This window comes from Arthrobacter sp. Y3221160 (genome assembly GCF_059092585.1).
Genome location: NZ_JBNHHU010000001.1, coordinates 1631994 through 1658924, shown reverse-complemented (window position 1 = coordinate 1658924; position 26931 = coordinate 1631994). Strand labels below are relative to the sequence as shown.

General features: G+C 68.9%; 23 protein-coding genes and 1 tRNA gene. 11 read left to right on the top strand and 13 right to left on the bottom strand.

What is annotated here, in order from left to right:
• Positions 1–3: 3 nt before the first annotated feature.
• Together AC5RWG_RS07690 and AC5RWG_RS07685 are read right to left on the bottom strand one after the other, a co-directional pair.
• On the bottom strand, positions 4–366 hold the full coding sequence (locus AC5RWG_RS07690) for a sterol carrier family protein (protein ID WP_494129084.1): 363 nt from the start codon (positions 364–366) through the stop codon (positions 4–6).
• Between the two features lie 21 nt (positions 367–387).
• The gene (locus tag AC5RWG_RS07685; RefSeq protein WP_494166711.1) at positions 388–1392 is read right to left on the bottom strand and encodes an asparaginase; all 1005 of its coding nucleotides are present in this window, start codon (positions 1390–1392) and stop codon (positions 388–390) included.
• A gap of 67 nt (positions 1393–1459) precedes the next feature.
• On the opposite strand from AC5RWG_RS07685, the gene purD reads away from it, so the two are divergent.
• Both purD and AC5RWG_RS07675 read left to right on the top strand, forming a co-directional pair.
• Positions 1460–2773: a phosphoribosylamine--glycine ligase gene (gene purD / locus AC5RWG_RS07680; protein ID WP_494000672.1), complete on the top strand. Its 1314-nt coding sequence runs from the start codon at positions 1460–1462 to the stop codon at positions 2771–2773.
• Positions 2774–2784: 11 nt separating this feature from the next.
• Positions 2785–3741, top strand: a complete 957-nt coding sequence (locus AC5RWG_RS07675; RefSeq protein ID WP_494166710.1) for a phosphoribosylaminoimidazolesuccinocarboxamide synthase — start codon at positions 2785–2787, stop codon at positions 3739–3741.
• Here the strand turns inward: AC5RWG_RS07675 and AC5RWG_RS07670 are convergent.
• From AC5RWG_RS07670 to AC5RWG_RS07650, 5 genes are all read right to left on the bottom strand, one after another.
• Positions 3708–4343, bottom strand: coding sequence for a hypothetical protein (locus AC5RWG_RS07670; protein ID WP_494166709.1), 636 nt, complete (start codon positions 4341–4343; stop codon positions 3708–3710). The two genes, AC5RWG_RS07675 and AC5RWG_RS07670, sit on opposite strands and share 34 nt — an antisense overlap.
• 86 nt (positions 4344–4429) lie before the next feature.
• Complete coding sequence (locus tag AC5RWG_RS07665) at positions 4430–5587, bottom strand: FAD-dependent oxidoreductase (RefSeq protein WP_494000669.1); 1158 nt, start codon at positions 5585–5587, stop codon at positions 4430–4432.
• Positions 5588–5706: 119 nt separating this feature from the next.
• Positions 5707–5783: transfer RNA gene (locus tag AC5RWG_RS07660), tRNA-Pro, on the bottom strand.
• A gap of 137 nt (positions 5784–5920) precedes the next feature.
• Positions 5921–7729: an ABC transporter ATP-binding protein gene (locus AC5RWG_RS07655; protein ID WP_494166708.1), complete on the bottom strand. Its 1809-nt coding sequence runs from the start codon at positions 7727–7729 to the stop codon at positions 5921–5923.
• Entirely contained in the window at positions 7726–9522 is a 1797-nt protein-coding gene (locus tag AC5RWG_RS07650; protein ID WP_494166707.1) for an ABC transporter ATP-binding protein, read from the bottom strand. The genes AC5RWG_RS07655 and AC5RWG_RS07650 overlap by 4 nt, the downstream gene beginning before the upstream one ends.
• Before the next feature lie 161 nt (positions 9523–9683).
• On the opposite strand from AC5RWG_RS07650, the gene AC5RWG_RS07645 reads away from it, so the two are divergent.
• Entirely contained in the window at positions 9684–10340 is a 657-nt protein-coding gene (locus tag AC5RWG_RS07645; RefSeq protein WP_494166706.1) for a hypothetical protein, read from the top strand.
• Between the two features lie 141 nt (positions 10341–10481).
• On the top strand, positions 10482–12335 hold the full coding sequence (locus tag AC5RWG_RS07640) for an HNH endonuclease signature motif containing protein (protein ID WP_494166705.1): 1854 nt from the start codon (positions 10482–10484) through the stop codon (positions 12333–12335).
• Positions 12336–12522: 187 nt separating this feature from the next.
• Here AC5RWG_RS07640 and AC5RWG_RS07635 read toward each other — a convergent pair whose 3' ends face one another.
• Together AC5RWG_RS07635 and AC5RWG_RS07630 are read right to left on the bottom strand one after the other, a co-directional pair.
• Positions 12523–13521 (bottom strand): metallophosphoesterase, encoded by a 999-nt coding sequence (locus AC5RWG_RS07635; protein WP_494000664.1) that lies wholly within the window; start codon positions 13519–13521, stop codon positions 12523–12525.
• Positions 13522–13523: 2 nt separating this feature from the next.
• Positions 13524–15821, bottom strand: coding sequence for a transglycosylase domain-containing protein (locus tag AC5RWG_RS07630; RefSeq protein ID WP_494166704.1), 2298 nt, complete (start codon positions 15819–15821; stop codon positions 13524–13526).
• 37 nt (positions 15822–15858) lie between these two features.
• Between AC5RWG_RS07630 and sp36 the strand changes: the two genes are divergently transcribed.
• Genes sp36 through AC5RWG_RS07615 form a run of 3 tightly spaced genes read left to right on the top strand, consistent with a single transcriptional unit; the run spans position 15859 to position 17427 of the window.
• On the top strand, positions 15859–16014 hold the full coding sequence (sp36, locus tag AC5RWG_RS07625; RefSeq protein ID WP_493978079.1) for a Sp36 family protein: 156 nt from the start codon (positions 15859–15861) through the stop codon (positions 16012–16014).
• Between the two features lie 2 nt (positions 16015–16016).
• Positions 16017–16511, top strand: a complete 495-nt coding sequence (locus AC5RWG_RS07620) for a RidA family protein (protein ID WP_494000662.1) — start codon at positions 16017–16019, stop codon at positions 16509–16511.
• Entirely contained in the window at positions 16495–17427 is a 933-nt protein-coding gene (locus AC5RWG_RS07615; RefSeq protein ID WP_494166703.1) for an NUDIX hydrolase, read from the top strand. The genes AC5RWG_RS07620 and AC5RWG_RS07615 overlap by 17 nt, the downstream gene beginning before the upstream one ends.
• A gap of 133 nt (positions 17428–17560) precedes the next feature.
• Here AC5RWG_RS07615 and AC5RWG_RS07610 read toward each other — a convergent pair whose 3' ends face one another.
• Positions 17561–18238, bottom strand: a complete 678-nt coding sequence (locus tag AC5RWG_RS07610) for a Crp/Fnr family transcriptional regulator (RefSeq protein WP_493966729.1) — start codon at positions 18236–18238, stop codon at positions 17561–17563.
• Positions 18239–18486: 248 nt separating this feature from the next.
• Here AC5RWG_RS07610 and AC5RWG_RS07605 point away from each other — a divergent pair, with 248 nt between their 5' ends.
• Positions 18487–19671 (top strand): MarP family serine protease, encoded by a 1185-nt coding sequence (locus AC5RWG_RS07605; protein ID WP_494001302.1) that lies wholly within the window; start codon positions 18487–18489, stop codon positions 19669–19671.
• Here AC5RWG_RS07605 and AC5RWG_RS07600 read toward each other — a convergent pair.
• From AC5RWG_RS07600 to acs, 3 genes are all read right to left on the bottom strand, one after another.
• A complete protein-coding gene (locus AC5RWG_RS07600; protein WP_494166702.1) occupies positions 19668–20813 on the bottom strand; it encodes a DUF2332 domain-containing protein in 1146 nt (381 codons plus the stop codon). The genes AC5RWG_RS07605 and AC5RWG_RS07600 overlap by 4 nt on opposite strands.
• 19 nt (positions 20814–20832) lie before the next feature.
• A complete protein-coding gene (gene aroQ, locus AC5RWG_RS07595) occupies positions 20833–21285 on the bottom strand; it encodes a type II 3-dehydroquinate dehydratase (protein WP_494166701.1) in 453 nt (150 codons plus the stop codon).
• Between the two features lie 135 nt (positions 21286–21420).
• On the bottom strand, positions 21421–23412 hold the full coding sequence (acs, locus tag AC5RWG_RS07590; protein ID WP_494166700.1) for an acetate--CoA ligase: 1992 nt from the start codon (positions 23410–23412) through the stop codon (positions 21421–21423).
• A 325-nt stretch (positions 23413–23737) separates the two neighbouring features.
• Here acs and AC5RWG_RS07585 point away from each other — a divergent pair, with 325 nt between their 5' ends.
• From AC5RWG_RS07585 to AC5RWG_RS07575, 3 genes are read left to right on the top strand one after another with little or no spacing between them, the layout of a single operon-like run.
• Entirely contained in the window at positions 23738–25384 is a 1647-nt protein-coding gene (locus tag AC5RWG_RS07585) for a hypothetical protein (protein WP_494166699.1), read from the top strand.
• Positions 25377–26192, top strand: a complete 816-nt coding sequence (gene nth / locus AC5RWG_RS07580; protein WP_494022377.1) for an endonuclease III — start codon at positions 25377–25379, stop codon at positions 26190–26192. The genes AC5RWG_RS07585 and nth overlap by 8 nt, the downstream gene beginning before the upstream one ends.
• Before the next feature lie 2 nt (positions 26193–26194).
• The gene (locus tag AC5RWG_RS07575; RefSeq protein WP_494025346.1) at positions 26195–26899 is read left to right on the top strand and encodes an NUDIX hydrolase; all 705 of its coding nucleotides are present in this window, start codon (positions 26195–26197) and stop codon (positions 26897–26899) included.
• Positions 26900–26931: the final 32 nt, after the last annotated feature.

Genomic DNA, 26931 nt, shown 5'->3' with positions numbered 1-26931 from the left:
AGCCTACCGGGCGAAGAGCGGCAGCCTGTCCGCCAGTTCGGCCCGCAGCCCGGAGGCAGCGACCCTGCCCTCGGCGACGGCGGTGTCCCACCCGAGCGCCCCCGTCACCAGGGCAAGCCAGGTGGCGGGGTCGGTTTCCACCACGTTCGGCGGTGTGCCCCGGGTGTGCTTGGGGCCCTCGATGCACTGGGCGACGCCGAACGGCGGCACCCGCACCTCCACGCTGTTGCCGGGCGCACGCTCGGCCAGTTCCTCCAACGCGTACCGTACCGCCGTGGCAGTGGTCTGACGGTCCGTGGCCCCGCCGCGCCACGCACCCACGGCGGCGTCGCCCTCCCGAGCCGGGATCCGGCGTCGTACTCCCATCGATTCAGGTCCTTCCGGGGCTCAGTCCAGCAGCGCGACCATGGGCGGCGCCAGCCGCAGCCTGCCGACCGGCTGGCCGCCGCCGAGGACGGGCTTGACCACGTCCTCCAGCACCGGGCCCACCTTCTCCACGTCGACGGCGCCGCAGGCGGCCAGCAGGGTCAGCGCGATCAGGGAACCGGCGCGGCCGCTGCCGTCCAGGATTTTCACCGCCACCGAGACGCCATTGGGGGTGGCCATCACCATCACGCCCTCGGCGCCGGACTTGGCAAGGACCCCCAGCTGCTCCATCACCACGGTGTTTTCCTGGCCCCAGCCGTGCACCGCCCACGGGTAGTCCAGCATGGCGGTGGCGATGGTGGCGGCGCGGGCATCGGCGTTCTTGTCCGCCGGAGCCTTCGCCAGCTTCCCCACGGCCCGGGCCAGGCCGGTCAACGACAGCGCGGGTGCCGGGGCGCCGCAGCCGTCGACGGCGATGTGCTCGATCTTTTCTTCGGCGTACTCCTCGAGGACCTCCATCACGCGGCACTGGAGGGGGTGGTTCGGTTCCAGGTAGGTCTGGGTGTTCCAGCCGTTCTCCACGCAGGCCCAGAGGAAGGCGGCGTGCTTGCCCGAGCAGTTGAAGGACAGCCGCTGCTGGCCGCGTTCGGTGCGGACCAGCCAGCCGCGCGCCTGCTCGTCCTGCGGCCAGGCCGGCGGGCAGCGAAGATCGGCGTCGGTCAGGCCGGCGGCCTTGAGCATGCCCTCCACCACGTCCATGTGCTCGAGCGACCCCACATGGCTGGCGCAGGCCAGGGCCACCTGGTCGCCGCGCAGCGGGACGCCGGACTGCATGGCGGCCAGGGCCTGGAACGGCTTGAGCGTTGAGCGCGGGAAGATCGGTGCGCTGATGTCGCCGAGTTCGGTCACCACGGTGCCGTCGGCGGCCATGACCACCGCGGAGCCCAGATGGCGGGACTCGATGAAACCGTTGCGTTCGACGACGGCCAGTTCCACGGCGTCCGCGGCTTTGAATGTCTCGGGCATGGACCCAGTTTAGGGGCCGGTGCAACAACTTCGAGGCTCCGCCCCGCGACCAGTAGGCTAGTTCCTTGTGAAGGTACTTGTGATCGGCCCCGGCGGCCGCGAGCACGCAATAATCCGTTCCCTGCTGGCCGATCCCTTTGTCACCGAGGTGCATGCCGCCCCCGGCAACGCCGGCATCGCGCAGATCGTGCCCACGCACCAGGTGGATGCGGGCGACCCGGCGGCGGTGACCGAGCTGGCCCGGCGGCTGGAGTCCGACCTGGTGGTGGTGGGCCCGGAGGCCCCGCTGGCCGCCGGCGTGGCCGACCCGTTGCGCGCGGCGGGGATCCCGGTGTTCGGCCCCAGCAAGGAAGCGGCCAGGCTCGAAGGCTCCAAGGCCTTCGCCAAGCAGGTCATGGCCGCGGCGAACGTGCCCACCGCCATGGCTCACGTGGCCACCAACGCCGCCGAAGCGGCCGAGGCCCTGGATTCGTTCGGGGCTCCCTACGTGGTCAAGGACGACGGGCTGGCGGCCGGCAAGGGCGTGGTGGTGACCGAAGACCGCGACGCCGCCCTGGCACATGCCCAGGCCTGCTTCGACGCCGGCGGTTCCGTGGTCATCGAGGAATTCCTCGACGGCCCGGAAGTCTCCCTGTTTGTGATTTCCGACGGCGAACGCGCCATCCCTCTGGTACCGGCGCAGGATTTCAAGCGGATTTTCGACGGCGACGAGGGCCCGAACACCGGCGGCATGGGCGCCTATACGCCGCTGGCCTGGCTGCCGCCCGGTTTCGTGGACGAAGTCATGGACCGCGTCGCGCTGCCGACCATCCGCGAGATGGCCCACCGCGGCACCCCGTTCGTGGGCGTGCTCTTCTGCGGGCTGGCCGTGACCGGCCGCGGCGTGCGGGTGATCGAATTCAACGCCCGCTTCGGGGACCCGGAAACCCAGGCGGTACTGGCCCGGCTGCGCACACCGCTGGGCGGGCTGCTGCTGGCGGCCGCCAAGGGGGAACTGGATGACAGTGAACAGCTGGTCTGGTCCAGGCGGTCCGCCGTCACGGTGGTGCTGGCCGCGGAGAATTACCCGGGAACTCCGCGCACCGGGGACCGGATCCGCGGCCTGAAGAAGGCCAATGCCTTGACCGACGTGCACGTGATCCACGCCGGGACCGCCCTGGACGGGAACGGCAAGGTGGTCAGCGCCGGCGGCCGGGTGCTCGCCGTCGTCGCGCTGGGTGAAGACCTGGTGGAAGCCCGCGAACGTGCCTACGAAGGCATCGACGCCATCAGCCTGGAGGGGGCGCAGTACCGCAGCGACATTGCCCTGCTGGCGGCCGAAGGCAAGATCAAGGTGCCCGCGTCCGGCACGAACTCCCGGGCCGGCGCACAGAGAGACTGAGGACGTCAACCATGGCATTTGCCCCCGAAGTACTCGAACTGCCCGGCTGGAAGCACGTCTACTCCGGCAAGGTCCGCGACCTGTACGTTCCGGCCGCTTCGCAGCAGGTGGAGACGGCCAGCGACGACATTGCCGCCGAAGGCCTGTTGGACCGGCGCAACGACACCGTGCTGGTGGTGGCGAGCGACCGGATCAGCGCCTACGACCACGTGCTGTCCAGCGAGATCCCGGACAAGGGACGGATCCTCACCCAGCTGAGCCTGTGGTGGTTCGAACAGCTCGCCCAGGGGGACAACCCGGTGGCCCACCACGTGGTGTCCACGGAGGTGCCCGACGCGGTGGCCGGCCGGGCGATGGTCTGCAAGAAACTGGACATGTACCCGGTGGAGTGCATCGCCCGCGGCTACCTGACAGGGTCGGGCCTCGCCGAATACCGGCAATCCCGGACCGTGTGCGGGTTGCCGCTGCCGGCAGGCCTGGTGGACGGCTCCCGGCTGGAGCCCGCCATCTTCACCCCCTCGGCCAAGGCCGAGGTGGGCGAGCACGACGAGAACATCACCTACGACGCCGTGGTCCAGACCGTCGGCGCGGAGACCGCGGCCCGGCTGCGCGATAAGACGCTGCAGATCTATACGCGCGCCGAAGCTATCGCCCGGGAGCGGGGAATCATCCTGGCGGACACCAAGGTTGAGTTTGGCGTCGATCCCACGACGGGGGAGATCACGCTGGGCGACGAGGTGCTGACTCCCGACTCCTCGCGGTTCTGGGACGCGGACACCTACGAGCCGGGCCGGGCGCAGCCGTCGTTCGACAAGCAGTTCGTGCGCGACTGGCTGACGTCGCCCGCCTCCGGCTGGGACAAGAACTCGGACGCTCCGCCGCCGGCCCTGCCGGAGGACATCGTGCAGAAGACGAGGGCGCGTTACGTCGAAGCCTACGAACGGCTCACCGGCCGGACATTCGCCTGATCCGCAGCGGCGCGGGGCCGTGCCGGGTGCTCCCGGCCGCGCCCAGAGGGTCCGGCCGCGAGCTCGGCGTCCGCCAGCCGGGCCGCGGCTTCGGCGACGGCCGCGGGATAGCCGCCGGCACCGCCGTCGTCGGCCGGACCTAGGGAACGCAGCGCGTCCGCACGTTTCAGGGCGCGGAGCATGGCAGCGGTGGCCGGGCGTGAGACGTCCGACATGTCCGGGTAATCGATGGCCAGCGCCGGATCCAGTTCATAGGCCAGCCAGCGGGACCGGAGGCCGTCGTGCCGGGCCGCGGCTTCATGCCAGTCCCGGCTGTCCTGGTAGCGGATGGCGGCGGCGGCCGTACGGCTGATCCGCCAGACGGCGGGCGCGGCGCAGCCGGCAGCGAGCAGCAGCCAGAGCGGCACGGCGGACGGGAAGACGGCCGCGGCGGCGAGCACCACGGCCAAGGCGCAGCACAGCCCGGAGAAGCAGTACCAGAACGCGGTGTCCGGATCGGGGCGGCGGCGCAGGCCGCGTTCCACCGCGTAGGAGGTCAGGAAAACCACGGCAGCCAGCACGGCCGTGGCGACGGCCAACTGCGCGAACTCTGCGAGGAACATCGGCACCCCTGCTGACGGAGTTATCTTCCATTCCAATACGGGGCGCGGGCAGAGTCAATGGGAGAGGGTGCCGCGGGGCCCCCGGGTCACTTGTCGACGCGACCGACGACGTCGTCCAACTGCTTGAAGACCAGGGCCTGCGGCGCCTTGCTCATCACCGTCCGCTGGAGCTTCTGCTTCCACGGCTTCTGCTGCCGTGCCATGGCTGCCATCTTGCGCGAGCGCTCGACCACCTTGGCGGTGCGCGGGCCCCGCGCCCGTTCGTAGTTGCGCAGGGCCGTGGTGATGTTCCAGTCGGCGTTCAGCGCGCCGGCCAGCGCGACCGCGTCCTCGAGGGCCTGGCTTGCGCCTTGGCCGAGGAACGGCAGCATGGGGTGCGCGGCGTCGCCCACGAGGGTGGCGTGGCTGCCGGACCAGACGGCGGCAGGTTTCCGGTCGAACAGTTCGTGCGCCATGATGTCCTGGCTCTTGGTGGCGCCGATGACCGCCCGGACGGCCGGGTGCCAGCCCTCGAAGCGCTGCAGGGCCAGGGTGCGCCAGAGGACCTCGTCGTCCTGCGCCAGCACGTGGTTGGGCATGGTGGCGTACCAGTAAATGAGGCCGCCCGGCAGCGGGATCATGCCGAAGACCTCCCCGTTGCCCCAGGACTCGCCCCAGGGCAGCCAGCCCGGATCGAGGTCGCCGATCGGGCAGACCGCGCGCATGGCGGTGATGCCGGAGGCCCGCGGGGCGCCGTCGCCGATTAGGTCGTGGCGGACCAGCGAGCGCAGGCCGTCGGCGCCGACCACCAGGTCCGCGTGCAGGGAGCCGCCGTTGTTCAGCGTGACCGTCCCGCCGTGCTGATCGCGCCGGAACTTCACCGCCTGCAAACCCAGATGCACCGTGTTGACGTAGAGCGAGTCGTTCAGCAGCGTGGTGAGGTCCGAGCGGTGGATGGAACGCAGCGGGTGGCCGTAGCGCTGCCGGAGGTCGTCGCTGCTGAACGTGGACAGCACGTTGCCGAACTGGTCGTGCGAGCTGCCGCCGACCGGGAGGGAGGCCTCTTCAAAGGCGTCCAGCACGCCGAGCCGCTGCAGGGCGCGCGTCCCGTTGGCCCAGATCGTCAGCCCGGTGCCCAGCTGCTGCAGCGTTCCGGCACGTTCGACCACGTGGACTTTCCAGCCGGTTCGTTGCAAGGCCCGCGCAGTGGCGAGCCCGCCGATTCCGGCCCCTACGATGAGCGCCGAGCGCTGCAGAGACCCCATGGGTCCATACTTCCCGCTTTTGGGCCGGGTTCACAACTTTCGTCCGGTACAAACCGGTTCCGGGAGCGGAAAAGCAAGAACTCCCGCCGCTCCGAAGAGCAGCGGGAGTTCCCGGTGATTGGTCGGGGTGACAGGATTTGAACCTGCGACCTCGTCGTCCCGAACGACGCGCGCTACCAAGCTGCGCCACACCCCGATACCGTCGCCCCCGCCGTCGTCGTGACGGCCGCGAAAGCAACTGTTCAAGGATAGCGGAGACAGCCCCCAAAGGAGAAATCGGCGAGGGCCCGGGCAGGCCTCGGTCAGACCGGACGCGGCCCGGCTAGGCCTCGGTCAGACCAGCGAGTCCCTCCACGCCGCATGCAGTTGGGCGAAGCGGCCGTTGCCGGCGATCAGTTCCGCCGGCGAGCCGTCCTCGACCACCCGGCCCTCGTGGATGACCAGCACCCTGTCGGCGATCTCGACGGTGGAAAGCCGGTGCGCGATGATCAGTGCCGTGCGGTTGCCCAGCAGCGTCTGCAGCCCCTCCTGGACCTGGCGCTCGCTGGGTATGTCCAGCGACGCGGTGGCTTCGTCCAGGATCAGCACCGCCGGGTCGGCCAGGAACGCGCGCGCGAAGGAGATGAGCTGCCGCTGGCCGGCCGAGACGCGGCCGCCGCGCTTGTTCACGTCGGTGTCGTAGCCCTCGGGCAGAGACAGGATGAAGTCGTGGGCGCCGACGTCGCGGGCGGCGTCCTCGATCTGCGCACGGCTGGCCTCCGGGTTGCCCAGGGCGATGTTCTCCGCGACGCTGCCGCTGAACAGGAACGCTTCCTGCGTGACCATCACGACGGCGCGGCGCAGGTCTTTGTTGGACAGCTGCCGCAGCTCGATCCCGTCCAGGGTGAGCGACCCGGAGGTCAGGTCATAGAAGCGGGCGATCAGTTTGGCCACGGTGGACTTGCCGGCCCCGGTTTGCCCGACGACGGCGACGGTCTGGCCGGCGGGAATGTCCAGGTTCAGCATGGGCAGCACCACCCGCCCGTCGCCGTAGCCGAAGACGGCATCGCTGAACCGGATTGCCCCGCGGGCGTCCTTGAGCGGGACCGGGCGGTCCGGGGGGACGATAGTGGGCTCTTCTTCCAGCAGCCCGGAGACCTTCTCCAGCGCGGAGGCCGCGGACTGGAAGGAGCTGTAGAACATGGCGATCTGTTCTGTGGGGCGGAAGACCTGTTTGGTGGCCAGCAGCACCGCGATCAGGGTGCCGATGGCAAGATCGCCGTCAAGTACCCGGAAGCCGCCGATCAACAGCACCACGGCCACGGTCAGGTTGCCGACGCCGTTCAGCACCGGCTGGAGCACGCCGAAGTACTTGATGTTCCGCAGGGTCGCGCCGCGGTAGTCGGCGGCCAGCTTGTTGTAGCGTTCGGAGTTGTCGTGCTCGCGGCGGAAGGCCTTGACGGCCCGGATGCCGGTCATGGTTTCCACAAAGTGCACGATCAGCCGGGCCGACACCACCCGGGAGGCGCGGTTGGCCAGCTCGGAGCCCTTTTGGTACCACCGGGTGACGAAGGCGATGGGTATGGCAGCGACCAGGATGATCAGCCCGCTCTTCCAGTCCAGTCCGGCGATGCTGATGGCGGTGAAGAGCATGAACATCACGCCGGAGGTCAGCTGGGTGACGCCGTTGTCCAGCAGTTCCCGCAGCGCCTCCAGGTCCGACGTCTGCCGGGAGATGATCCGGCCGGAGGTGTAGGTTTCGTGAAACTCCAGGCTCAACCGTTGGGTGTGCCGGAAGACCCGGACCCGCAGGGCCAGCAGCATGGCCTGGCTGAGCCGGGCGGTGACGTAGATGTAGGCCGCCAGCAGGGATCCGCCGGCAATCGCGACGGCGGCGTAGGCGGCGCCGACCAGCACCAGGGGCATGGTGTTGCCGCCGGTGAAGGCCGGCAGCGCATTGTTGATGCCGAAGGCCACCAGTACCGGACCGGCGGCTCGGGCGGCGTTGCTCGCCACCACCAGCACGATGGAGAGCGCGAACAGCCGCTTGTGCGGAGACACCAGTTCGCCCAGCAGTCGCAGGGAGCGCCGCCTGACGGCTCTGCGGTCGGTTTGGTCCAGGTTGATGTTGTCTTCGCCGGCGACTCCGGTCATGGAACTCATCGGGCTTCCTTTGCATCCAGGACGTCTTCGACGGTGGGCTCGGCCGCCAGCGAGGCGATCACGTACCGGTAGTGTGTGCTGCTGCGCAGCAGCTCCGAGTGGCTGCCGACCGCAGTAATCCGTCCGTCCTGCAGCAGCGCCACCCGGTCGGCCAGCGCCACGGTGGAGGGCCGGTGGGCCACGATCACGGTGGTGGTGCCGCGCAGTTCTTCCCGCAGCCGCTGCGTTACCGCTTCTTCGGTCCGCACGTCCAGGGCCGAGAGCGGGTCGTCCAGCACCAGCACGGCCGGCTGCGCGGCGATGGCCCTGGCCAGCGCGATCCGCTGCCGCTGCCCGCCGGACAGGCTCAGTCCTTCCTCGCCGATCCGCGTGTCCACGCCCTGCGGCAGGTCGTAGGCGAACCCGGCCTGCGCCACCTCGAGCGCCCGGGAGAGGAGGATTTCGGGATCTTCGCGGCCCGGGCGGGCACCGAGGAGCACGTTGTCGCGGACCGAGGTGGAGAACAGCGTGGAGTCCTCAAAGGCCACCGACACGCGGGCGCGCAGCTCGGCCAGCGGGAGATGACGGATATCCGTACCGTCCAGTAACACGGCGCCGGAGGTGACCTCATAAAGCCGCGGGATCAGCTGCAGCAGGGTGCTCTTGCCCGAGCCGGTGACCCCTACCAGCGCCAGGGTTTCACCCGCGCGCACGTGCAGGTCCACGCCGTCGAGGACCGGGGCCGCGTCCGCGGCGGCGTCGGGATAGCGGAAGACTACGTTGGACAGGCGCAGTTCCCCGCGCACGGGGCCGGCCGGTGCGGGAACGTCCGGGTCGATGATGGTGTTCTTCGTATCCATCACGTCGAAGTGCCGGTCCAGTGCGGTCTTCGCCGTCAGCGTCATGCCCATCAGGGAACCGATCGCTTCCACCGGACCGGCCACCACGGCGGCGGTGGCAAAGAAGGCGACCAGGTCGCCGACGGTCATGTGCCCGCCGGAGACCTGCATGATGCCGATGACCAACGCGGCGCCCAGCACCAGATCGGGCAGCGACACGACGGTGGCGAGGAACTTGGACAGCGTGCGGGCCTTGGCCAGTTCGGTCTGGCGCAGTTCTTCGGCCTGGCCGTGGAAGTTCTCCAGCGCGTACTTGCCGCGGCCGAAGGCCTTGAGCACCCGGATCCCGTGCACCGATTCCTCCACGGTGGTGGCGAGGTCGCCCGCCTGGTCCTGGCTCAGCCGGGAGGAAGCGCCGAATGCGGTACGGAACCGGAACCCCTGCCAGACGAGGGGCACGGCGGCGGCCAGGAAGATCAGTCCCAGCAACTGGTTCAGCGCGAACATCAGCGCCAGCCCCGCGACCACCGTCACGAAGGAGACCACCAGCATGAGGGAGCCGAACGCCAGCCAACGCCGGATCAGTCCCAGGTCGGCCATGGAGCGGGAAAGCAGCTGGCCCGAGCCCCAGCGGTCATGGAAGGCGGCCGGCAGATGCTGCACGTGCCGGTAGAAGCTGGTGCGCATGCCCATCTCCACGTCCGTGGCGGGCGCGATCGCGAACACGCGCCGCAGGTACACCAGCCCGGCCTCGGCCACGCCCAGCACCGCAATGACGACGGCGGGGCCCCAGACTTCCGAGGGGCGGCCGCCGGTATGGATGGTGTCCACCAGGCCGCGCAAGACCTGGGGAATGGCCAGTGCCACCAGGCTGGCGCCGAGGGCGCTGAAGAATCCCAGGATCAGCCGGGGGAGGATGGGCCGGACATAGTGTTTGAGCCGGGCGATCGAGCGCCAAAGGGATAACTCAGTCATGTGGTCGATTCGTTGCAGTGGTTCGGAGGGCTTCGTGTACTGCAGCAACTATCCTAGCGACCGCATTGAGGCGCTGGTCACTGTTGGCCCGGGCCGAGCCGAGGCGATGGGAAACCGATGCTTGCTAGGCTATGCGGAACCATTCACCAACGGGGGCGGGCATGGATCTGACGGACGTCGCGAACGGCTTCGGGGTGTTCCTGTGGATGTCAATGCTCTTTCCGCTGCTGCGGGTGGCCGGCGTCCTGCTCTTGGTGCTGCGGAAACCGGCCGGCTGGCTGGTGCTGCTGGCGGAACCGGTCCTGTCCATGGTGTTGATGGGCGTGGCTGGCGCATTTAGCCTGGCCGTCCTGGTGTTGCCTGCGGTGGCCGCCTACGGATGGTGGCGGTGGCGGTGGCGATGGGGCCGGCGGTCGCGCCGGCAGCCGGCGACCGGCGGGGTTCCGGTCCACCCGGTAGAGCGGACCGACTGGCTGGCCGCGGCCGGGCTGATCGTGCTCGTCCTGTTTTTCTTCGGCATCGACGTGCTGCCCATGATGCTGATGCACATGGCGGACCCATGGGCGATTGTTGAAGCGGCGGTCGTTAGCCTCCTGACTCCGCTGCTGTACCTCGGTCTCGCGCGCGGCGTTATCGAAGCGTGGTGGATCGGCGTCGCCCTCTCGCTGATGGGGCTGACCAGACTGGCAGCGAACGCAAACCCGCAGGTCCTCTTTGCACTTGACGCCATCGTGTTCACCGTCCTGCTGGGAATTTTGAGTCTGTACGGCTGGTCCAAATGGCGCGAGGCGCACGCGGAGACGGCCGCTTCGACGTAGCATCGCGGCGCCGTCCTTCGGCTTGGCGCCGTGCTTCGCCCCAGCATTGTGCTTCGGCTTGGACCGCGGCCCTCGGGCACTACTCCTACACACTGGGCCCTTTTGATGGCTATCGAATCTGTGTACGAATAAAATTGTGGTATGGCTCTTGCACCGTTGGAACGCACCGGGGAGATGGAAGCATCTCTGGACCAGGCGTGTGTCCTGCTGCAGGATGTCGCCGACCGCTTCCCCGTTGAGTTGTCGTCCCTGTCTACCCGGGACCTGGCCAACACGGTGGCGGCGGTCGAGGGTGTTTCGAAGCTCGTGGAGTTCCTGCAGGCGGTCGGCGCCCACGCGGTGGAGCGGGCGGACATCGCCGCCACCGGGGAACATGCAACGGTGTCAGGACTCGGAGCAAGCGCCGGGGCCGGCGCAGAGCCCGGTGCCGCCGCGTCGGGCACCGCGGGGGCGGGGGAGTGGGCGGACCCGGCGGCGGCGATCAGCACCGGCGGCGTGGACGCAGCGGCCCCGGAGGGGTCCGGGTCCAAGCGGGTGCGGCGCCGCCGCAAGACGGAGTTCGCGAACACGGCGGAGTATCTGCGCTCCCGGCTGGGAATCGGGATTGTCGAGGCGCGGCGCCGGCTGCGGGTCGGCAAGGCGATCACCGCGCCGGTGCGGTTGAACGGGGAACCGGGTGCGCCGGCGCTGCCGGTCTTGGCCGAGGCCATGGCCGGCGGTGAGGTCAGCGGCCAGTCCGCGGCCCTGGTGGTCGATTCCCTGGACCGGGCCCGCCACGCCGGTAGCCCGGAGGCGTTGCAGGCGATGGAAGCGTCGCTGGTCCGGCAGGCCGTGGACGCCGATGCGGACACCCTGGTGATGGTGGCCAGGACGTGGGAAACGGCTGTCGACCAGGACGGTGCCGAACCGTCCGAGGAGGAACTGCGGGCCCGGCAGGGCATGTTCTATCGGGGCCGGCGCCGCGGGCTGCACCAGTTCGTCATCAACACCACCGACGCCCAGTACGAAGCCCTCGCCACCGTGATGAACAGCGCCGCGAACCCACGGATCCGCCCCGACGCCATCGAAACTACCGCCACCGGCAGCACCCCTACAGACACAGGCGAAGCAGACGCAACCGGCAACGCCAACACCGCAAAGGCGGGTCCGGCCGGTTCTGGGGAGTCCCACACCGAAAGTGACGGAACCACGGTCGCCGGCACGGCCAGCAGCGGCGGTAACCACGATGTTCCCGGCACCGGTCCCAGCGCCGGTGCCACGGAGGCAGGCAGGGGCGGAGCCGGTGCCGCTGAGGGTGACCGCGGCTACATAACCGGCGCGAGGGGCGATCTGTCCTCCGGGGCCGAAGCCAGCAGCGATAGTTCCGCCGGTGTGGATCCGACCGTGGTGGAGGCGATGGATGACTGCACCCGGGCGCAGAAGCTGCTCGCGGGACTGGTCGGGGCGTGCCGGATCGCGTTGAACACCGGCAGGCTTCCGGACTCGGGCGGGCACCGCACCCAGGTGATCGTCACCACCGGATACGACCAGCTGGCCGGGCAGCTCTCTGGCGGCGGCAACGCGGTCTTCACCGGCCCCGTCTCGGCCACCACGGTCCGCCGGATGGCCTGCGATGCCGAAATCATCCCGGCCGTCCTAGGTTCCGAGGGCGAGGTCCTGGACCTGGGTCGGTCGCAACGGTTCTTCAACCGCGCCATCCGCCGGGCACTGGTCGCCCGGGACAAGGGCTGCGCCTTCCCGGGGTGCAGCATGCCCGCGTTCTGGACCGAGGCCCATCACATCATCCCGTGGTGGGCCGGCGGCCGCACCGACGTCAACAACGGGGTGTGCCTCTGCCTGCTCCACCACGACCTGATCGAGCAAGGCAACTGGGAGATCAACGTCGTCGACGGCATCCCCTGGTTCACCCCGCCGGACTACATCGACCCGCGCCGCAAACCGCTGCGCAACTCCTACTGGCACACCCACGTCCCACCCCAACCACTCCTAGCCTGACCTAGCGATTCGGCGCGGGCGGGCGCACAGGGCACATCTGAGGAAGTCTCAGCGGGCGGGCGCGCAGGGCGCTGCTGAGGAAGTCTTAGCGGGCGGGCGCGCAGGGCGCATTTAATGATGCATTAGTGGGCTGCAGAGAAGAAGGTCAGAGCTGGTGTGAGACCAGCCGCACAGCGTGCTTCTGTGCTCAGCTGAGCCCGGGGCCGGGCCCGGTGGGGCGGCCTTCGGCAGGGACTTCGCCGGCCGGATTAGCCGGTGTCAGTGTCAGCAGCACAGCCTCCGGGCGGCAGGCGAAGCGCACCGGAGCCAGACGCGACGTTCCCAACCCGGCCGACACGTTCAACGGGACGCTACGCCCCTCGTGCTCCCAGTACGTCAGCCCCCGGGCGCGCCACGTGGGCAGATCGCAGTTGCTGGTCAAGGCCCCGTAGCCGGGTAAGCGGACCTGGCCACCATGGGTATGCCCGGCCAGCATCAGGTCGGCGTCGTCGGCAGTGAACCGGTCCAGCACCCGCTGGTACGGGGCGTGGGCCACCGCGATCCGCAGGAATGCGGCCTCATCGGCGGATGTCGAACCGTTGGGGAAACCCGAATAACGGTCGCGCTGCAGGTGCGGATCGTCAACCCCCGTGAAGTCCAGCCGAACCCGGTCCACCACCACGGACTGGTGCCGGTTGGTCAAGTCGATCCAGCCTGCGGTGCCGAAAGCCGCATGCATCTCGCGCCACGGCAGTTCACGCTCCGCGTAGTCCTTGGGCTGAGAGGAGGGGCCGGTGAGGTAGGAGAACGGGTTCTTCATCACTGGGGAGTAGTAATCGTTGGAGCCCGGGACGAACACGCCCGGAACGTCCATGAGCGGTGCCAGCGAGTCCAGCAGGGGCTGCACGGCCTGGTGATGGCTGAGGTTATCGCCGGTGTTGACCACCAGGTCCGGTTCCAGCGACGCCAGCTGCCGCAGCCACCTCTGCTTCAGCGTCTGCCCGGGAGTCATGTGGATGTCGGACAGGTGCAGGATCTTCAGGGGGCCTCGTCCGGCGGGCAGGATGGGCAGCGTTTCTTCGCGGACCTTGAAGAGGTTCCGCTCGATAACGGAGCCGTAGACGAGCGCGGCCCCGCCCGCAGCCGTGGCCCCCAGGGCCAGCGTGCCTGCGGTCCGGAGCCGTGCCCGCAACAAGTCAGTGTCCACGGTTAGTCGTTGCCTCCTCCGCCGTTTCCGTTACCCCCGCCGTTGCCGTTGCCTCCGCCGTTTCCGTTGCCGGAATCGCCGGAATCGCCGGAGTCACCGGAACCGCCGGAGTCACCGGAGCCGCCGCCCGAATCCCCGTCGTCGCTGCTGTTGCTGGAATTCGAGTTGTTGTTCGACTCGGCGGGTGCCGGGGTCTGGACCGGTCGGGGCGGATACATCATGCTGCTCGGCGCGGAGCCGAACTCGCCCGTCTTGTACAGGCCGGCGACCTTCTCCATGTAATCGGTCCACTGCCCGCCGGCAATGGTCGCACCGTCCACGTAGTCGCGCGTCACGCCGTTGATGGGGATGTTGTTGATCGATTTGTAGGCATGAGGGTTGCCCACCCAGGAAGCAGTGGAGATGCCCTTGGTGTAACCCACCGTCCAGGTGTACTCAGACTTGTCGGTCGTGCCGGTCTTGACAGCGGCGGGAACGCCAATCGGATGGATTCCTCCCAGCTGCAGGTTGACCAGGTTCTCCAGCGGGACGCTGACGGCAGCAGCTACTTCCTCCGAGATCGCCCGTTCGCAGGACTTCTTCGGCACCTCGTACTCGTTGCCCTGGGCATCCGTCACGGAGGTCAGCGCGATCGGCTTGCAGTACACGCCGCCGCTGGCGAACGCCGCGAACGAAGCCGCCATCGTCATCGGGGACACGTTGGTCGTGCCGATGATGAAGGACGGGTGCTCAATGCTGATCGGTTCCTTGTCCGTCGCCGTCCGGACGCCGAGGCGCGTTGCCGCATCCCGGATGTCGCAGAGGTCCAGCTGCGCGGCCATGGCTGCGGTAGCGGAGTTGATCGACCACGTCAGGCCCTGGCTGGCGGTCATGGTCCGCTCGAAACCTGGCAGCGCATTCTGGAAGTCCCACTCACTGAACCACGCGTCCGGGGGCAGGCAGCTCGCGTTCCAGTTGTACTGCGCCGGGTACTCCGTCCGGCGCGCGTCGACCGACGCGTTGAGCGCCTTGCCCGCTTCGAGCCAGGCGACCATGGTGTAGGGCTTCATCGTGGAGCCGGGCTGCCAGCCGTTGCCGCCGCCCATATCGGCGTCGACGTTGTAGTTCAGCTCCGTATTGGCCGCGCCGTCTTCGGGGCTGTAGTTGGTGTTCTGGGCCATCATCAGGATGTTGCCGGTGCCCGGTTCAATCGAGACCATGGACGAGCCGACGCCGGACTCGTCGCCCACCGGGACTTCCTGCTCGATCTGCTTCTGGCCTTCCTTCTGGAGGCGGGAGTCGAGCGTCGTCTTGATGGTGAGGCCGCCACGGGCCAAAAGCTTCGCCCGTTCGGTGGAGTCCGCACCGAACGCGTCGGACTGCATGATGGCGTGCTGCACGTAGCTGCAGAAGTAGTCGGCGAAGTTTGCCGCGACACAGCCGGACCGTACCGGCTTGAGATTCAAGCCCAGGTCGCTGGCAACGGCTTCGTCGTACTCCGCCTGGGTAATCTTGCCCGCGTTGCGCATGGCGGCCAGGACCGTATTGCGGCGCTCCAGCGTGGCTTCCGGGTTGTTCACCGGATTGAAGTAGTTGGGCGACTGCACCATGCCGGCCAGCATGGCCGACTGCTGGATGTTCAGCTTGGACGCCGGAACGCCGAAAAAGGTCTTCGCAGCGGCTTCAATGCCGTAGACCTGGCCGCTAAACAACACGATGTTCAGGTAGCCCTGCAGAATTTCTTCCTTGCTGAATTCCTTTTCGACGGCGATGGCCAGCTTCGCCTCGCGCAGCTTGTCGCCGATGTCCTTGGTGCCGCTGATGGTCAGCTCTTCGGCCCCCTTGCCCGCGGAAGCGCCGGCGTCGATCAGCACGTTGTTCACATACTGCATGGTCAGCGTCGACGCGCCCTGCAGGTCCCCGCCGGCCATGTTCGTCACCGCGGCGCGCATGATGCCTTGGGGGTCCACACCGTTATGTTCGTAGAAACGAACGTCCTCGATGGAGATGATGGCGTCCTGCATGTGCTGGGAGACCTTGTCCAGGGTCACCGGGACGCGGTTTTCGGCGTAGAACGTGGCAATCAGCTTGCCGTCGGCGGAGAGGATCCGCGACGGCTGGGACAGCGGCTGCGTCTGCAGTTCGTCCGGCAATTGGTCGAAGTATTCGATCGATGAGGTTGCCCCGACACCGGCCACGGCTGCGGCCGGAACCAGCAGACCGGCTGCGAGCACGCCGCAGAGCGCACTGATACCCAGGAAGCCAACAACTTTGCCTAGGGTGGTCGCAGTGTCGAAGAAGGGGGATTTGCGAGCGGCCATGGGGTTCAGTTTACAAGCAAGCGCTACCCTTTGAGTTATGACCAAATGGGAATACGCGACAATTCCGCTCATTATCCACGCGACCAAGCAGATTCTTGACCAGTGGGGGGAGGACGGCTGGGAGCTCGTCCAGGTGTTCCCCGGCCCGAACGGAACCAATCCGGTTGCCTATTTGAAGCGGGAGAAGCAGTAGCCATGACGGAAACCACTGAAGCCCGGAAGTCCACCGTCGAAGCGCGGCTGGCCGGCTTGGGACTGTCCCTGCCGGACGTGGCAGCTCCGGTGGCCGCCTACGTCCCGGCGGTCGTCTCCGGGAATTATGTGTACACCTCCGGGCAACTGCCGTTCGTCAACGGCGAACTTCCGGCCGCCGGCAAGGTGGGCGACGGTGCCGGCCTAGTCAGTGCCGACGAGGCGAAAAACCTCGCCGCGACGGCCGCCGTGAATGCCCTGGCAGCGGTCAAGAGCGTCATCGGTGACCTGGACCGGATCACCCGGGTGGTCAAGGTCGTCGGTTTCGTGGCCTCCGATCCGGCATTCACCGGCCAGCCGGGTGTGATCAACGGCGCCTCCGAGCTGCTGGGGCAGGTCCTCGGCGAGGCCGGCGCGCATGCCCGGTCCGCCGTCGGCGTGGCCGTGCTGCCGCTGGATTCGCCGGTCGAGGTAGAACTGATTGCCGAATTCAGCTAGTCCGCTGCGCGAGGAGCAGCGGCTCTTCCCCGTGGTACCGGACCAGCTGGGCGCGGCCCACAGCTGGTTCCACCACGGGGAACGTACGCCGCGCAAGCCCCGGATGGCCTCCTCGGTCGTCCTCGTTCGGGACGGCGCGGCCGGCACGGAAACGTACCTCGGCTACCGGTCGGGCTCCTCTCCGCTGGGCACGGTGGCCTTTCCCGGCGGCAGCGTGGAGGAGAGCGACGGCGACCCGGTGACCTGGTACGGCCCCTCGCCGAGCAAATGGGCCGAGATGCTCGGGCTGGACGACCACCGCCTGGCCCACGCCCACGTCGTGGGGGCCATCCGCGAGCTGTTCGAGGAAACAGGCGTGTTGCTGGCCGGTCCGGATGAATCCACCCTGCCGGAGTCCACCTCCGGCGCCGACTGGATGCGGACCCGCGAGGCCGTCGCCGCCCAGGAGGTGTCCTTCGGCGAAGCGCTCGGCAAGCGCGGACTCGGCGTCCGTACCGACTTGCTCAAACCCGTGGCCCACTGGCTCAGCCCCGATTTTGCCCATCGCCGCTTCGACACGCGCTACTTCGCTGCGGCCCAGCCGGCCAATCAACGGCCGTCCCTGCTGGAAAGCAAGGGCGTGTGGGCCTCCTGGCTGCCGGCGCAGGAGCTGGTGGCGGGGCGGACGACCACGACACTGGGCGATCTGGTGGACCAGCCCGACACCCGCGGGTTGACGTTCAGCGAGGTGACCTCGCCCGCGGTGGAAATCATCGTGGAGAAGATCGCCGGCGCCCGCGGCTGCATCGCCTACCTCTCGCACAAGCGCCCGCAGCGGCTCTACCACCCGGAACTGATCCAGATCGACGGTGTGCCCATGCTGCAGGTCGCGGCCAACGCGGCCGCCGAAGGCGGTGCCGCCCCGCGGGGACGCTGAGCCGCTCCGGCCAACACGGACCCAGCTTTGACGGCCCGTGCCGGACGGCCGACGGCACCCACCATCTCAAGCCACAACGACGGCGGGGGCCCACCATCGGTGAGCCCCCGCCGTCGTACTTTTGTGGCGAAAATCAGCGCGAACGCTGGCGCAGCCGCTGGATGTCCAAAATGACTACCGCGCGCGCTTCCAGGCGCAGCCAGCCGCGCTGAACGAACTCGGCCAGCGCCTTGTTGACGGTTTCGCGGGAGGCGCCGACCAGCTGGGCCAGCTCTTCCTGCGTCAGTTCGTGTGCCACCAGGATGCCGTCCGTGGCGGGGCGGCCGAAGCGGTCGGCCAGGTCGAGCAGGGCCTTGGCCACGCGGCCCGGAACGTCGGAGAAGACCAGGTCGGCCAGCGAGTCATTGGTGCGGCGGAGGCGGCGGGCCAAAGCCTGCAGCAGCTGCGCCGACACCTCGGGGCGGGTCTCCAGCAGGCCGCGCAGGTTCTCGTTCTTGAGCCCGGCGAGGCGGGTCTCGGAGACGGCGGTCGCGGAGGTGCTGCGCGGGCTCGGGTCGAAGAGGGCCATCTCACCGAAGAGTTCGCCCGGGCCGAGGATGGCCACCAGGTTCTCGCGGCCGTCGGCAGCGGTGCGGCCCAGCTTGATCTTGCCGGAGACGATGAAGTAGAGCTGGTCGCCCTGGTCACCTTCGCGGAACACCGATGCGCCGCGGGACAAGTCGACCTCGGTCAGCTCGTCGGTCAGCGCGGCGAAAACGTCGTCGTCAAGAGTGGCAAAAAGAGGTGCGCGGCGAAGGATCTCTACGTCCATGAATTCTCCAAGTTAGTACTGTTCGGCTGGGGTTCAAGCTGCTCTCCCGTGGGGGCACTGTTCTCCATTTTGCCGTATGTAAAGCCCGTGTGACATCTTCCACAAGGCTTTTCGCTCCCAGAGGAGGAAAGCGCGGCATCGAGCACCGGCACGGGCTGCCGGAGGTGACAACCCGTAACGGCGGTTAATAATTCCCGCGGGCGGACCGCCTAGACTGATGCACATCCCACCGCAACGGAGAATGAGTGATTTTCGGCCTGACCATCCTGGACGTTGTCCTGCTGCTGATCCTCTTGGCGTACCTGGTCTCAGGTCTGCGCAAGGGGTTCCTGCTCACCCTCGGCGGCATCGCCGGCATCGCCCTGGGAGCGGTGGCAGCCTTCTTCGCCATCCCCCTGGTCAGTGAATGGGTCCCCGACAGCGCCTGGCGGCTGACCGCAGCCATTGCCGTGGCCATGTTGCTCGTGGTGCTCGGGCACGCCCTGGGAACGGGTATCGGCGCGGCCATCCGGCGCCGGATGGACTTCCCGCCGCTGCGGCCGCTGGACCGGCTGCTGGGCGGCTTGATGAATCTCGCCGTGACCGCGCTGGTGATCTCCATGCTGGCGTTCAGCCTGGGCACCATGGGCGTGCCGTTCATCTCGCAGCAGATAGCCGCGTCCAAGGTGATCGCGTCGATCGAAAACCTCACCCCGGATCCGGTGAAGGCGTGGGCGGCGCAGGTGCGCTCGATCGTTGTTGCGGACGGCATCCCGCTGGTCCTCGACCCGCAGGTGCCGCAGGAGTCGGCTCCGGTTCCCGATGCCAGCACCGATACCGCGGCCCTGAACGAGGCGGCGGCCTCCGTGCTGCGGATCGCGGGGACGGCCTTCCAATGCGGGCAGAACCAGACCGGGTCCGGCTTTGCGGTGGCCCCGGACCGCGTGCTGACCAACGCCCACGTGGTGGCCGGCGTCAACGAACCGGTGGTGGAGATCCCCGACGGCCGGGTGCTGCCCGGACGGGTCGTGTTCTTCGACCCGGTGCGCGACCTGGCCGTCCTGGCCGTGGACGGGTTGGACGTGCGGCCGCTGCCGCTGGCGGGCGAACTGTCCGAAGGCGACCTGGCGGCGTTCCAGGGCTACCCGGCCGGCGGTCCCTTCCAGAGCAAGCCGGCCACCGTGCAAGGCCGTTCGCAGGTGCTGGTTCAGAACATATACGGTGCGGACCCGTCATCGCTCGAGGTCTACACACTGGCGGCGAACGTGCAGCAGGGCAATTCCGGCGGACCTTTGCTTGATGCGGACGGAAACGTGGCCGGCGTGGTCTTCGCCAAGTCCACGGAGGACGTGCCGGTGGGCTACGCCCTGACCCTGGCGGAGGTCCAGCCGGTCGTCGACGCAGCCCTCGGCTATCAGGAGACGATCTCCGCCGGCCAATGCGTGACCCGCTAGCGGCTCTCCTGCGGTAGCCAGTCCAGAAACTGGCCGTGCGGGCCGCTGACCGCCACGGGCCGCCCGTTGTGCGAAAGCAGGAAACGGCCCCGGCGGGTCCGGTCGTCCAGCCCGGGAATGCCGGAGTCACCATCCGGCAGCGGCATCACGCCGGGACCTTCGTGCGCGAGCCAGTGCACGCCCCGCTCACGGATGAGCCCCTCCACCAGGGTGCGGAACCGCCGACGGTCCGGCTCGGGCAGGTAGGCCAGCACTGCCGAATGGAAGACGACGACGGCGGCATCCCCGGGCGCCCGGGCCACCAGTGCCGGCAGCTGCTCGGTCAGGTCGCCGGCCACCAGCCGGGCCGGTGTGCGGCGGGCAACCTCGATGGCCTGGTGCAGCCGACGGACGCGGAACTCCTGCCCCGGCCAGATCAGGGCCTCGAGCCAGGCGACGTCGTCGGCATCGCCAATGTCCAGCGGATTCAGGTCGATTCCGGCGCGCCAGCAGACTTCGGGCAACGACTCGGGCAGCGGCGGCCGGCCGGAGGTGGAGCATTCCAGCAGCGGCGGCTGCGCTTCACCGCTGGCGGGCGTGGCTTCCGCCCCGGCCCCCGCGGACGCCGATTGCGCCGCAGCCCCGGAGGGCGTTTCCGCCCCGGCCCCGGCGGGCGCCGTTTCCGCCCCGGCCCCGGCGGCAGGCCAGGACCGCGGCTCGAGGACCGCACCGCCGTCGTACTGGTAGCGGTACAGGTCGGGGTAGAGCAACAGCCCCGCCGAGGCGCCCACCTCGATCAGCGCCAGCGGCTTGGCTTCGGAGGCGGCAATGGCAGCCAGGGACGGCAGGAACACGGCGCAGCGGCCGGGTTCATTCGTCTGCGTGGTGCGCGCCAGTGCCACGTCCCGGACCGAGTCCCACCGCGACAGCAGGAAGTCTCGGAAGGCCGCGTACTCCGTCGCGCCGGCACCAAGGGAGCGCGCGGCCGCCAGGATCAGGTTGGGCTGGCGCTTCGACGCGGGCAGGGCGTCGATCAGCGCCAGGACCTCGGGATCGTCGCTGATGCCCAGGGCCCATTCGACGTACACCGGGGACTGGCCGGCGGCCTCGTGCAGGCCGAAGTTCCGGTACCAGCCGGCGGTGTCTCCTCGCTGTCCACCCATCGTCGCCGCGGCCGTTCCTCTACAGGGCCTCGGCGAGGTATTCGACCGCCAGCCGGTAGCCGGTGATGCCCGCACCGGCGAGGACGGCGTCCGCGATGCCGGAGATGTAGGAGTGGTGGCGGAACTCTTCACGCCGGTGGATGTTGGTGATGTGCACTTCGACCACCGGGAGGGCTACGCCGGAGAGGGCGTCGCGCAGTGCCACGGACGTGTGGCTGTAGCCGCCGGGATTGATGACGATCGCATCGGCCGTGCCGCGGGCGGCGTGGACCGCGTCGATCAGCTCCCCTTCATGATTGGACTGCACGCATTCGGCGGTCCAGCCGCGGGCGGCCGCGGCGTCGGTGGCGAGCCGCTCGACGTCGGCCAGCGTGGCGGTGCCGTAGACGTCCGGCTCGCGCGTGCCCAGCAGGTTCAGGTTGGGGCCGTTGAGGATCAGGACGCGGCGGGTGCCGGGGATATCTGCAGTCATGCCCTTTACTATGCCTCAATCGCGTCCCGGGGGAGCCGAACTGTTCCAGCGGGGCGCCCTGGCCTCGCGGTGTGATGCCGGGCCCGCCCGCCGCCAGGGGCGGGAGGGCCCGGCATGCAGCCGGCTTTCCGGGCGTCAGGCCTTCAGCGAGCTCGCGATCTGCTGCATGACGGTGTTGTCGGCCAGGGTGGTGGCGTCGCCGACCTCGCGACCTTCGGCCACGTCCTTGAGCAGGCGGCGCATGATCTTGCCGGAGCGGGTCTTGGGCAGTTCCGGCACCACCAGGATGGTGCGCGGCTTGGCGATGGGCCCGATTTCCTTGCCGACGTGGGCGCGGAGCGTGGCGACGATGTCCTCGTTTGACCCGTGCTGCACGGCTGCTTCGCCGCGCAGGATGACGAACGCGACCACTGCTTCGCCGGTTGTTTCGTCCTTGGCGCCGACGACGGCGGCCTCGGCGACGGCGGGGTGGGAGACCAGCGCCGACTCGATTTCGGTGGTGGAGAGGCGGTGGCCGGAGACGTTCATGACGTCGTCGACCCGGCCGAGCAGCCAGATGTCGCCGTCCTCGTCCTTCTTGGCGCCGTCGCCGGCGAAGTACATGTTCTCGAAGCGGGACCAGTAGGTTTCCTTGAACCGTTCCGGGTCGCCCCAGATGCCGCGCAGCATGGCCGGCCAGGGCTCGCGGATCACCAGGTAGCCGCCGTGGCCGTCCGGGACGGAGTCGCCAAGTTCGTCCACGACGTCGACGGCGATGCCGGGGATCGCCACCTGCGCGGAACCGGGCTTGGCGGCGGTGATTCCGGGCAGCGGGGCGATCATGTGCGCACCGGTTTCGGTCTGCCACCAAGTGTCCACAATCGGTGCCTTGTCGCCGCCGATGACCCGGCGGTACCACATCCAGGCCTCCGGGTTGATGGGTTCGCCGACCGAACCGAGCACCCGGATGGAGGACAGGTCGTACTTGGCCGGGATCTCCTCGCCCCACTTCATCATGGTGCGGATCGCCGTCGGGGCGGTGTAGAGGATGGAGACCTTGTACTTTTCCACGATCTCCCACCAACGGCCCTGGTGCGGGGAATCGGGGGTGCCCTCGTACATCACCTGGGTGGCGCCGTTGATCAGCGGAGCGTAGGTGACGTAGGAGTGGCCCGTGACCCAGCCGATGTCCGCGGTGCACCAGAACACGTCCGTCTCCGGCTTCAGGTCGAACACCACCTTGTGGGTGTAGGCGCACTGCGTCAGGTAGCCGCCGGTGGTGTGCAGGATGCCCTTGGGCTTCCCGGTCGTGCCGGAGGTGTAGAGGATGAACAGCGGGTGCTCGGCGTCGTGCGGCACCGGCGTGTGCTCCGCCGTCGCGGCCTCCACCGTGTCCGCCCACCACACATCGCGGCCCTGCTGCCAGTCCACCGGTTCGCCGTTGCGCTTGACCACCACCACGTTGGTCACCGTGTGGCCGCGGGCGGAGAGGGCCTCGTCCACGGCGGGCTTCAGCGGCGACGGCTTGCCGCGGCGCCAGGTGCCGTCGGCGGTGACCACCAGCTTGGCCTCGGCGTCATCGACGCGGGAGCGCAGCGCGTCGGCGGAGAAACCGCCGAACACCACCGAGTGCACCGCCCCGATCCGGGCGCAGGCCAGCATGGTGATCACGGCCTCCGGGATCATCGGCAGGTAGACGGCGACCCGGTCGCCCTTGGCCACGCCGAGGGACTCGAACGCGTTGGCGGCCTTCTTCACCTCTTCGGTCAACTGCGCGTAGGTGTACGTGCGGGTGTCGCCGGGCTCGCCTTCGAAGTGGATCGCCACCCGGTCGCCCAGCCCGTTCTCCACATGCCGGTCCAAAGCGTTGTAGGCCGCGTTCAGCTCGCCGCCGACGAACCACTTGGCAAACGGGGCGTCCGACCAGTCCAGCGCCTGGCTGAAGTCCGTGTCCCACGAGAGGACCTCGCGGGCCTGCTTGGCCCAAAAAGCCGGGCGGTCCGCCTCTGCGTCCGCGTAAACGTCCTGTTTGGCTACGGCTGCGGCGGCGAATTCAGCGCTGGGCGCAAATCTACGCTTCTCGTGGAGCAGGTTTTCCAGGGCGTCGCCGGTGGCGGCGGTCGACTGCGTTCCGTTGGCTTCAGACATGTGGGGGCCCCTTCGTCGTGCTGGGTCATTGGCGTGCCCCCGGCTTGTCAGCCGGGCGCACCTGCTGCTTGCCAGCCTAATCCTTTGTGCGCCGTCGGCGGTGTTGAGCGTCACACTGCACGATGTAAATGGAGGTGAATCTGCGGTGAACGGCACCCGGTGGCGCCGTCGCCCGCGGGAATCCGGCTAGTGAAGGGTGGGTTCCTTGACTACGCTGAGACCAGCGCCAGAAGGTTGCGCGGCGGCCCAAGCCCGCGGTGCAACCCGCAACGACCCACGGCGGGCCCGGCCCGCGCTGCAACCGTAAACGACCGGAGGATCGAAGATGTCCCAGAGCTCCCAGACCCACGGCACGGCAGGAACTGCGGTGGCCGGCCCGTTCACCGTGCGAGACATGGTGGTGGGCGCCGGCATCGTCCTGCTCTTCCTCTCGTCCGTGATGCCCCTGCAAGTTCTCCAGGGCATCGGCGTGAACCTATGGAATTCGGGCGGCCTGTTCCAACTGGGGCTGGGCATCCTGCTTCCGGCGGTGGTCTTGGTCCTGTTTGTCGTGCGGCGGCTGGCCCCGCAGACGCCGCTGCGGGTGGGCTCTTTGTCGGTCGACCAATTCGCCTCGGTGGTCGCTTCGCTGGCGCTGGCGTTCTACTTCCTGACGATCGTTACCGTCTTCAGCGTTAGCGGAGTCATCGGATTCATCGGCGCGGTGGTGCTCTTTGCGGGAACCGTTTGCGCGCGCTGGATTCCGCAGCTTGCCGTCGATTTCGCCGGCCGTCCCGAGGCCGCCGCCCACCCCGTGGCGCGCGACGCTGTTCCGGCTGCACCCCGGCCGAAGCAACCCAAGCCCGCCACCGGGCAGCCCGGCGCGAACCAGCCCGGCGCGAACCAGACGGGGGTCGGACAACCGGCCGGCCACAGCGGAGCCGCCCGCCAGGGAACGGCCAGGTCAGGTGCCGTCCGGATTGACGAGGCGCCGGAAGCACGCGGCGCAGGTGTCCCCGCCGGTTCCGCAGCACCTGCTCCGTCCGCCGCACACTACGCCGGAGCGCAACAACCTTCCACCGGGCAGTTCGCTGCACCCTCGGGTAAGGGAGCGGCCGGAGTGGCAAGCACCGCCGCGGCCGCCCACGCCATGAACTCGCCGGAACACGGCACCGGCACCGGCACCGCGACGATCGCGTCGGGACGGGACACCGACGCCAGCCCGATCAGCACGCAGCGGGCCGAGGACCTTGAACCGGACGATTCCCTGTCGCCGGGGGCGGCAGACGGTGAGGCCGTCGGCATCCCCGTGACCGCCGATGCGAGCGGATCCGCAACTGCGCGCGCCGCCGCGTCCTCCGCGAGCGGCGTGGCCACGGACGTCGGCTACTCCGCCGGAACTGTGGTGGGCGGATCTGCCGCGTCCGCCGGCGGCCGGCAATCCCGGGAGCCCGCCACAACGGGCCGCACCGGGGCCGCGGATCTTACCGGCGGCACAGGCGAGCATGGCGCAGCCGAACGGCAGGACCAGTCGGCCGTTCCCGCCGGCGGGCCCGTCGGTGGTGCAGCCGCCGAGCCGACCGCCGGTGCGGCCGTCGGCGGTGCAGCCGCCAAGCCCACCGGGGCCGGAGCCAGTGCCGCCACACCCGCCGCCGGCGACCAGACGACGACAGCAGCCACCACGGCCATGCCGTCGGTCGGGGAGAAGGTAACCGCCCGCGCCGGCGCCGACGCTGCCTCGGCGTCTGCTCCCATCAGCGCCACCAGGGAACACTACGAGGACGAGGAAGCCGAAGGGGAATACGAGGCCTTTTGGTTCGCCGTCGGGCGCACCCGCCCGGTGCTGGACGAGAACACCGGCCAGGTCATGTTCACGGTGGAGCCCGGGTCGTGGATCCTGGCGCTGCAGGACCGCGGCGACGAATTCCTGGTGCAGCACACGGACGGCCGGGTGGGCGTGTTGAGGGACCTGACGAACATTGAGCGTGCCTGATCGGGCGCCGGCCACCCGCCGGCGCAAGACCGAAGAGTCCCTGCTGGCGCGCAAACGCCGCGCCCGGCGGATCAACAAGGAGCTCGCCGAACACTACCCGTATGCGGTGGCGGAACTGGATTTCTCCAACCCCTTCGAGCTGCTCGTGGCGACCATCCTCTCCGCGCAGACCACCGACGTCCGGGTCAACATGACCACTCCGGTGCTCTTCCAGCGCTACCCGGACGCCCGCGCCCTCGCAGCAGCCGATGAGGCCGAACTGCAGGAGCTGATCAAGCCCACGGGCTTTTTCCGGGCCAAATCCCAGAGCCTGCTGAAGATGGCCAACCAGATCGTCGACGAATTCGACGGCGAGGTCCCGGGAAACCTGGACGACCTGGTCAAGCTCGCCGGCGTCGGCCGAAAGACGGCGAATGTGGTGCTGGGCAATGCGTTTGGGATCCCGGGGATCACCGTGGACACGCATTTCCTCAGGTTGTCCCGCCGCTTCGGGTGGACCGGGTCGACCGACGCGGTCAAGGTGGAATTTGATGTTGCGGAGCTGTTCGAGCCCAAGGACTGGACCATGCTCTCGCACCGTGTTGTTTTTCACGGCCGCCGGGTGTGCCACGCCCGGAAGCCGGCGTGCGGCGCCTGTCCCGTCGCCCAATGGTGCCCGTCCTACGGCGAGGGAGAGGTGGACCCGGAAAAGGCGCGGAAACTGCTGAAGTACGAACTCGCGCCGGGACGCGAAGAACTGCTGGCGCGGATGATGGCCGGGGAGACGAGGCGGGAGCTTCGCGCAGCGGGCTTTCCGCTGGGAGCCTGACGATGAGCGCCAAGCAGGACCTGCAGCGGCTGGTGGAGCTGCCGATGGACCAGCGGCTCTCCGTCCGCGAACGGGAGCGCTGGTACGACGTCGCGCTTGACCAGGGGACGGCGCGCCCGGCCGCGGTGCTCCTGCTCTTCGGCGCCCTGGACGACGCACCGGCCCACTTCCACGATTCGGCCGTCCCGGATGACCTTGACCTGCTCTTCGTGGAACGCGCCGCGGGCCTCTCCTCGCATCCCGGGCAAGTGGCGTTTCCGGGCGGCCGCATCGACCCCGACGACGACGGACCCGCCGCCGCGGCGGTCCGCGAAGCGGTCGAGGAGACAGGCCTGGACGCGGCCGGCGTCGAAGTCCTGGGTGTCCTGCCGGACATCCCGCTGTCGGTCAGCAACTTTTTGGTGACGCCGGTCTTGGCCTGGTGGGCCGCTCCCTCGCCGGTCGACGTGGTCGACTTTGCCGAGTCGGCGCAGGTCTTCCGTGTGCCGGTCGCCGACCTGCTGGATCCTGCCAACCGGCGGATGTCGGTGCTCCGCCGCGGCGGCCAGGTCTTCCGCAGCCCCGCGTTCCTGGTCCACGGAGTGGTGGTCTGGGGCTTCACCGCCATACTGCTCAGTCACCTGTTTGACGACCTGGGATGGTCGTTGGACTGGGACAGGTCGCGCGAAATCCCGGCACCGATCGCCCCGCGCCCTGCGGCCGGCTGACGGCTGCCCCGCCCGCCCTGTAACCGGCAGAC

Coding starts and splice junctions, on each gene's coding strand:
- AC5RWG_RS07675 (WP_494166710.1), top strand. CDS start 2,785: ATGGCATTTGCCCCCGAAGTACTCGAACTGCCCGGCTGGAAGCACGTC.
- AC5RWG_RS07665 (WP_494000669.1), bottom strand. CDS start 5,587: ATGGGGTCTCTGCAGCGCTCGGCGCTCATCGTAGGGGCCGGAATCGGC.
- AC5RWG_RS07620 (WP_494000662.1), top strand. CDS start 16,017: ATGACGGAAACCACTGAAGCCCGGAAGTCCACCGTCGAAGCGCGGCTG.
- AC5RWG_RS07575 (WP_494025346.1), top strand. CDS start 26,195: ATGAGCGCCAAGCAGGACCTGCAGCGGCTGGTGGAGCTGCCGATGGAC.
- AC5RWG_RS07670 (WP_494166709.1), bottom strand. CDS start 4,343: ATGTTCCTCGCAGAGTTCGCGCAGTTGGCCGTCGCCACGGCCGTGCTG.
- AC5RWG_RS07685 (WP_494166711.1), bottom strand. CDS start 1,392: ATGCCCGAGACATTCAAAGCCGCGGACGCCGTGGAACTGGCCGTCGTC.
- AC5RWG_RS07585 (WP_494166699.1), top strand. CDS start 23,738: ATGTCCCAGAGCTCCCAGACCCACGGCACGGCAGGAACTGCGGTGGCC.
- AC5RWG_RS07690 (WP_494129084.1), bottom strand. CDS start 366: ATGGGAGTACGACGCCGGATCCCGGCTCGGGAGGGCGACGCCGCCGTG.
- AC5RWG_RS07645 (WP_494166706.1), top strand. CDS start 9,684: ATGGATCTGACGGACGTCGCGAACGGCTTCGGGGTGTTCCTGTGGATG.
- AC5RWG_RS07650 (WP_494166707.1), bottom strand. CDS start 9,522: ATGACTGAGTTATCCCTTTGGCGCTCGATCGCCCGGCTCAAACACTAT.
- AC5RWG_RS07630 (WP_494166704.1), bottom strand. CDS start 15,821: ATGGCCGCTCGCAAATCCCCCTTCTTCGACACTGCGACCACCCTAGGC.
- AC5RWG_RS07640 (WP_494166705.1), top strand. CDS start 10,482: ATGGCTCTTGCACCGTTGGAACGCACCGGGGAGATGGAAGCATCTCTG.
- acs (WP_494166700.1), bottom strand. CDS start 23,412: ATGTCTGAAGCCAACGGAACGCAGTCGACCGCCGCCACCGGCGACGCC.
- AC5RWG_RS07610 (WP_493966729.1), bottom strand. CDS start 18,238: ATGGACGTAGAGATCCTTCGCCGCGCACCTCTTTTTGCCACTCTTGAC.
- sp36 (WP_493978079.1), top strand. CDS start 15,859: ATGACCAAATGGGAATACGCGACAATTCCGCTCATTATCCACGCGACC.
- AC5RWG_RS07600 (WP_494166702.1), bottom strand. CDS start 20,813: ATGGGTGGACAGCGAGGAGACACCGCCGGCTGGTACCGGAACTTCGGC.
- aroQ (WP_494166701.1), bottom strand. CDS start 21,285: ATGACTGCAGATATCCCCGGCACCCGCCGCGTCCTGATCCTCAACGGC.
- AC5RWG_RS07655 (WP_494166708.1), bottom strand. CDS start 7,729: ATGAGTTCCATGACCGGAGTCGCCGGCGAAGACAACATCAACCTGGAC.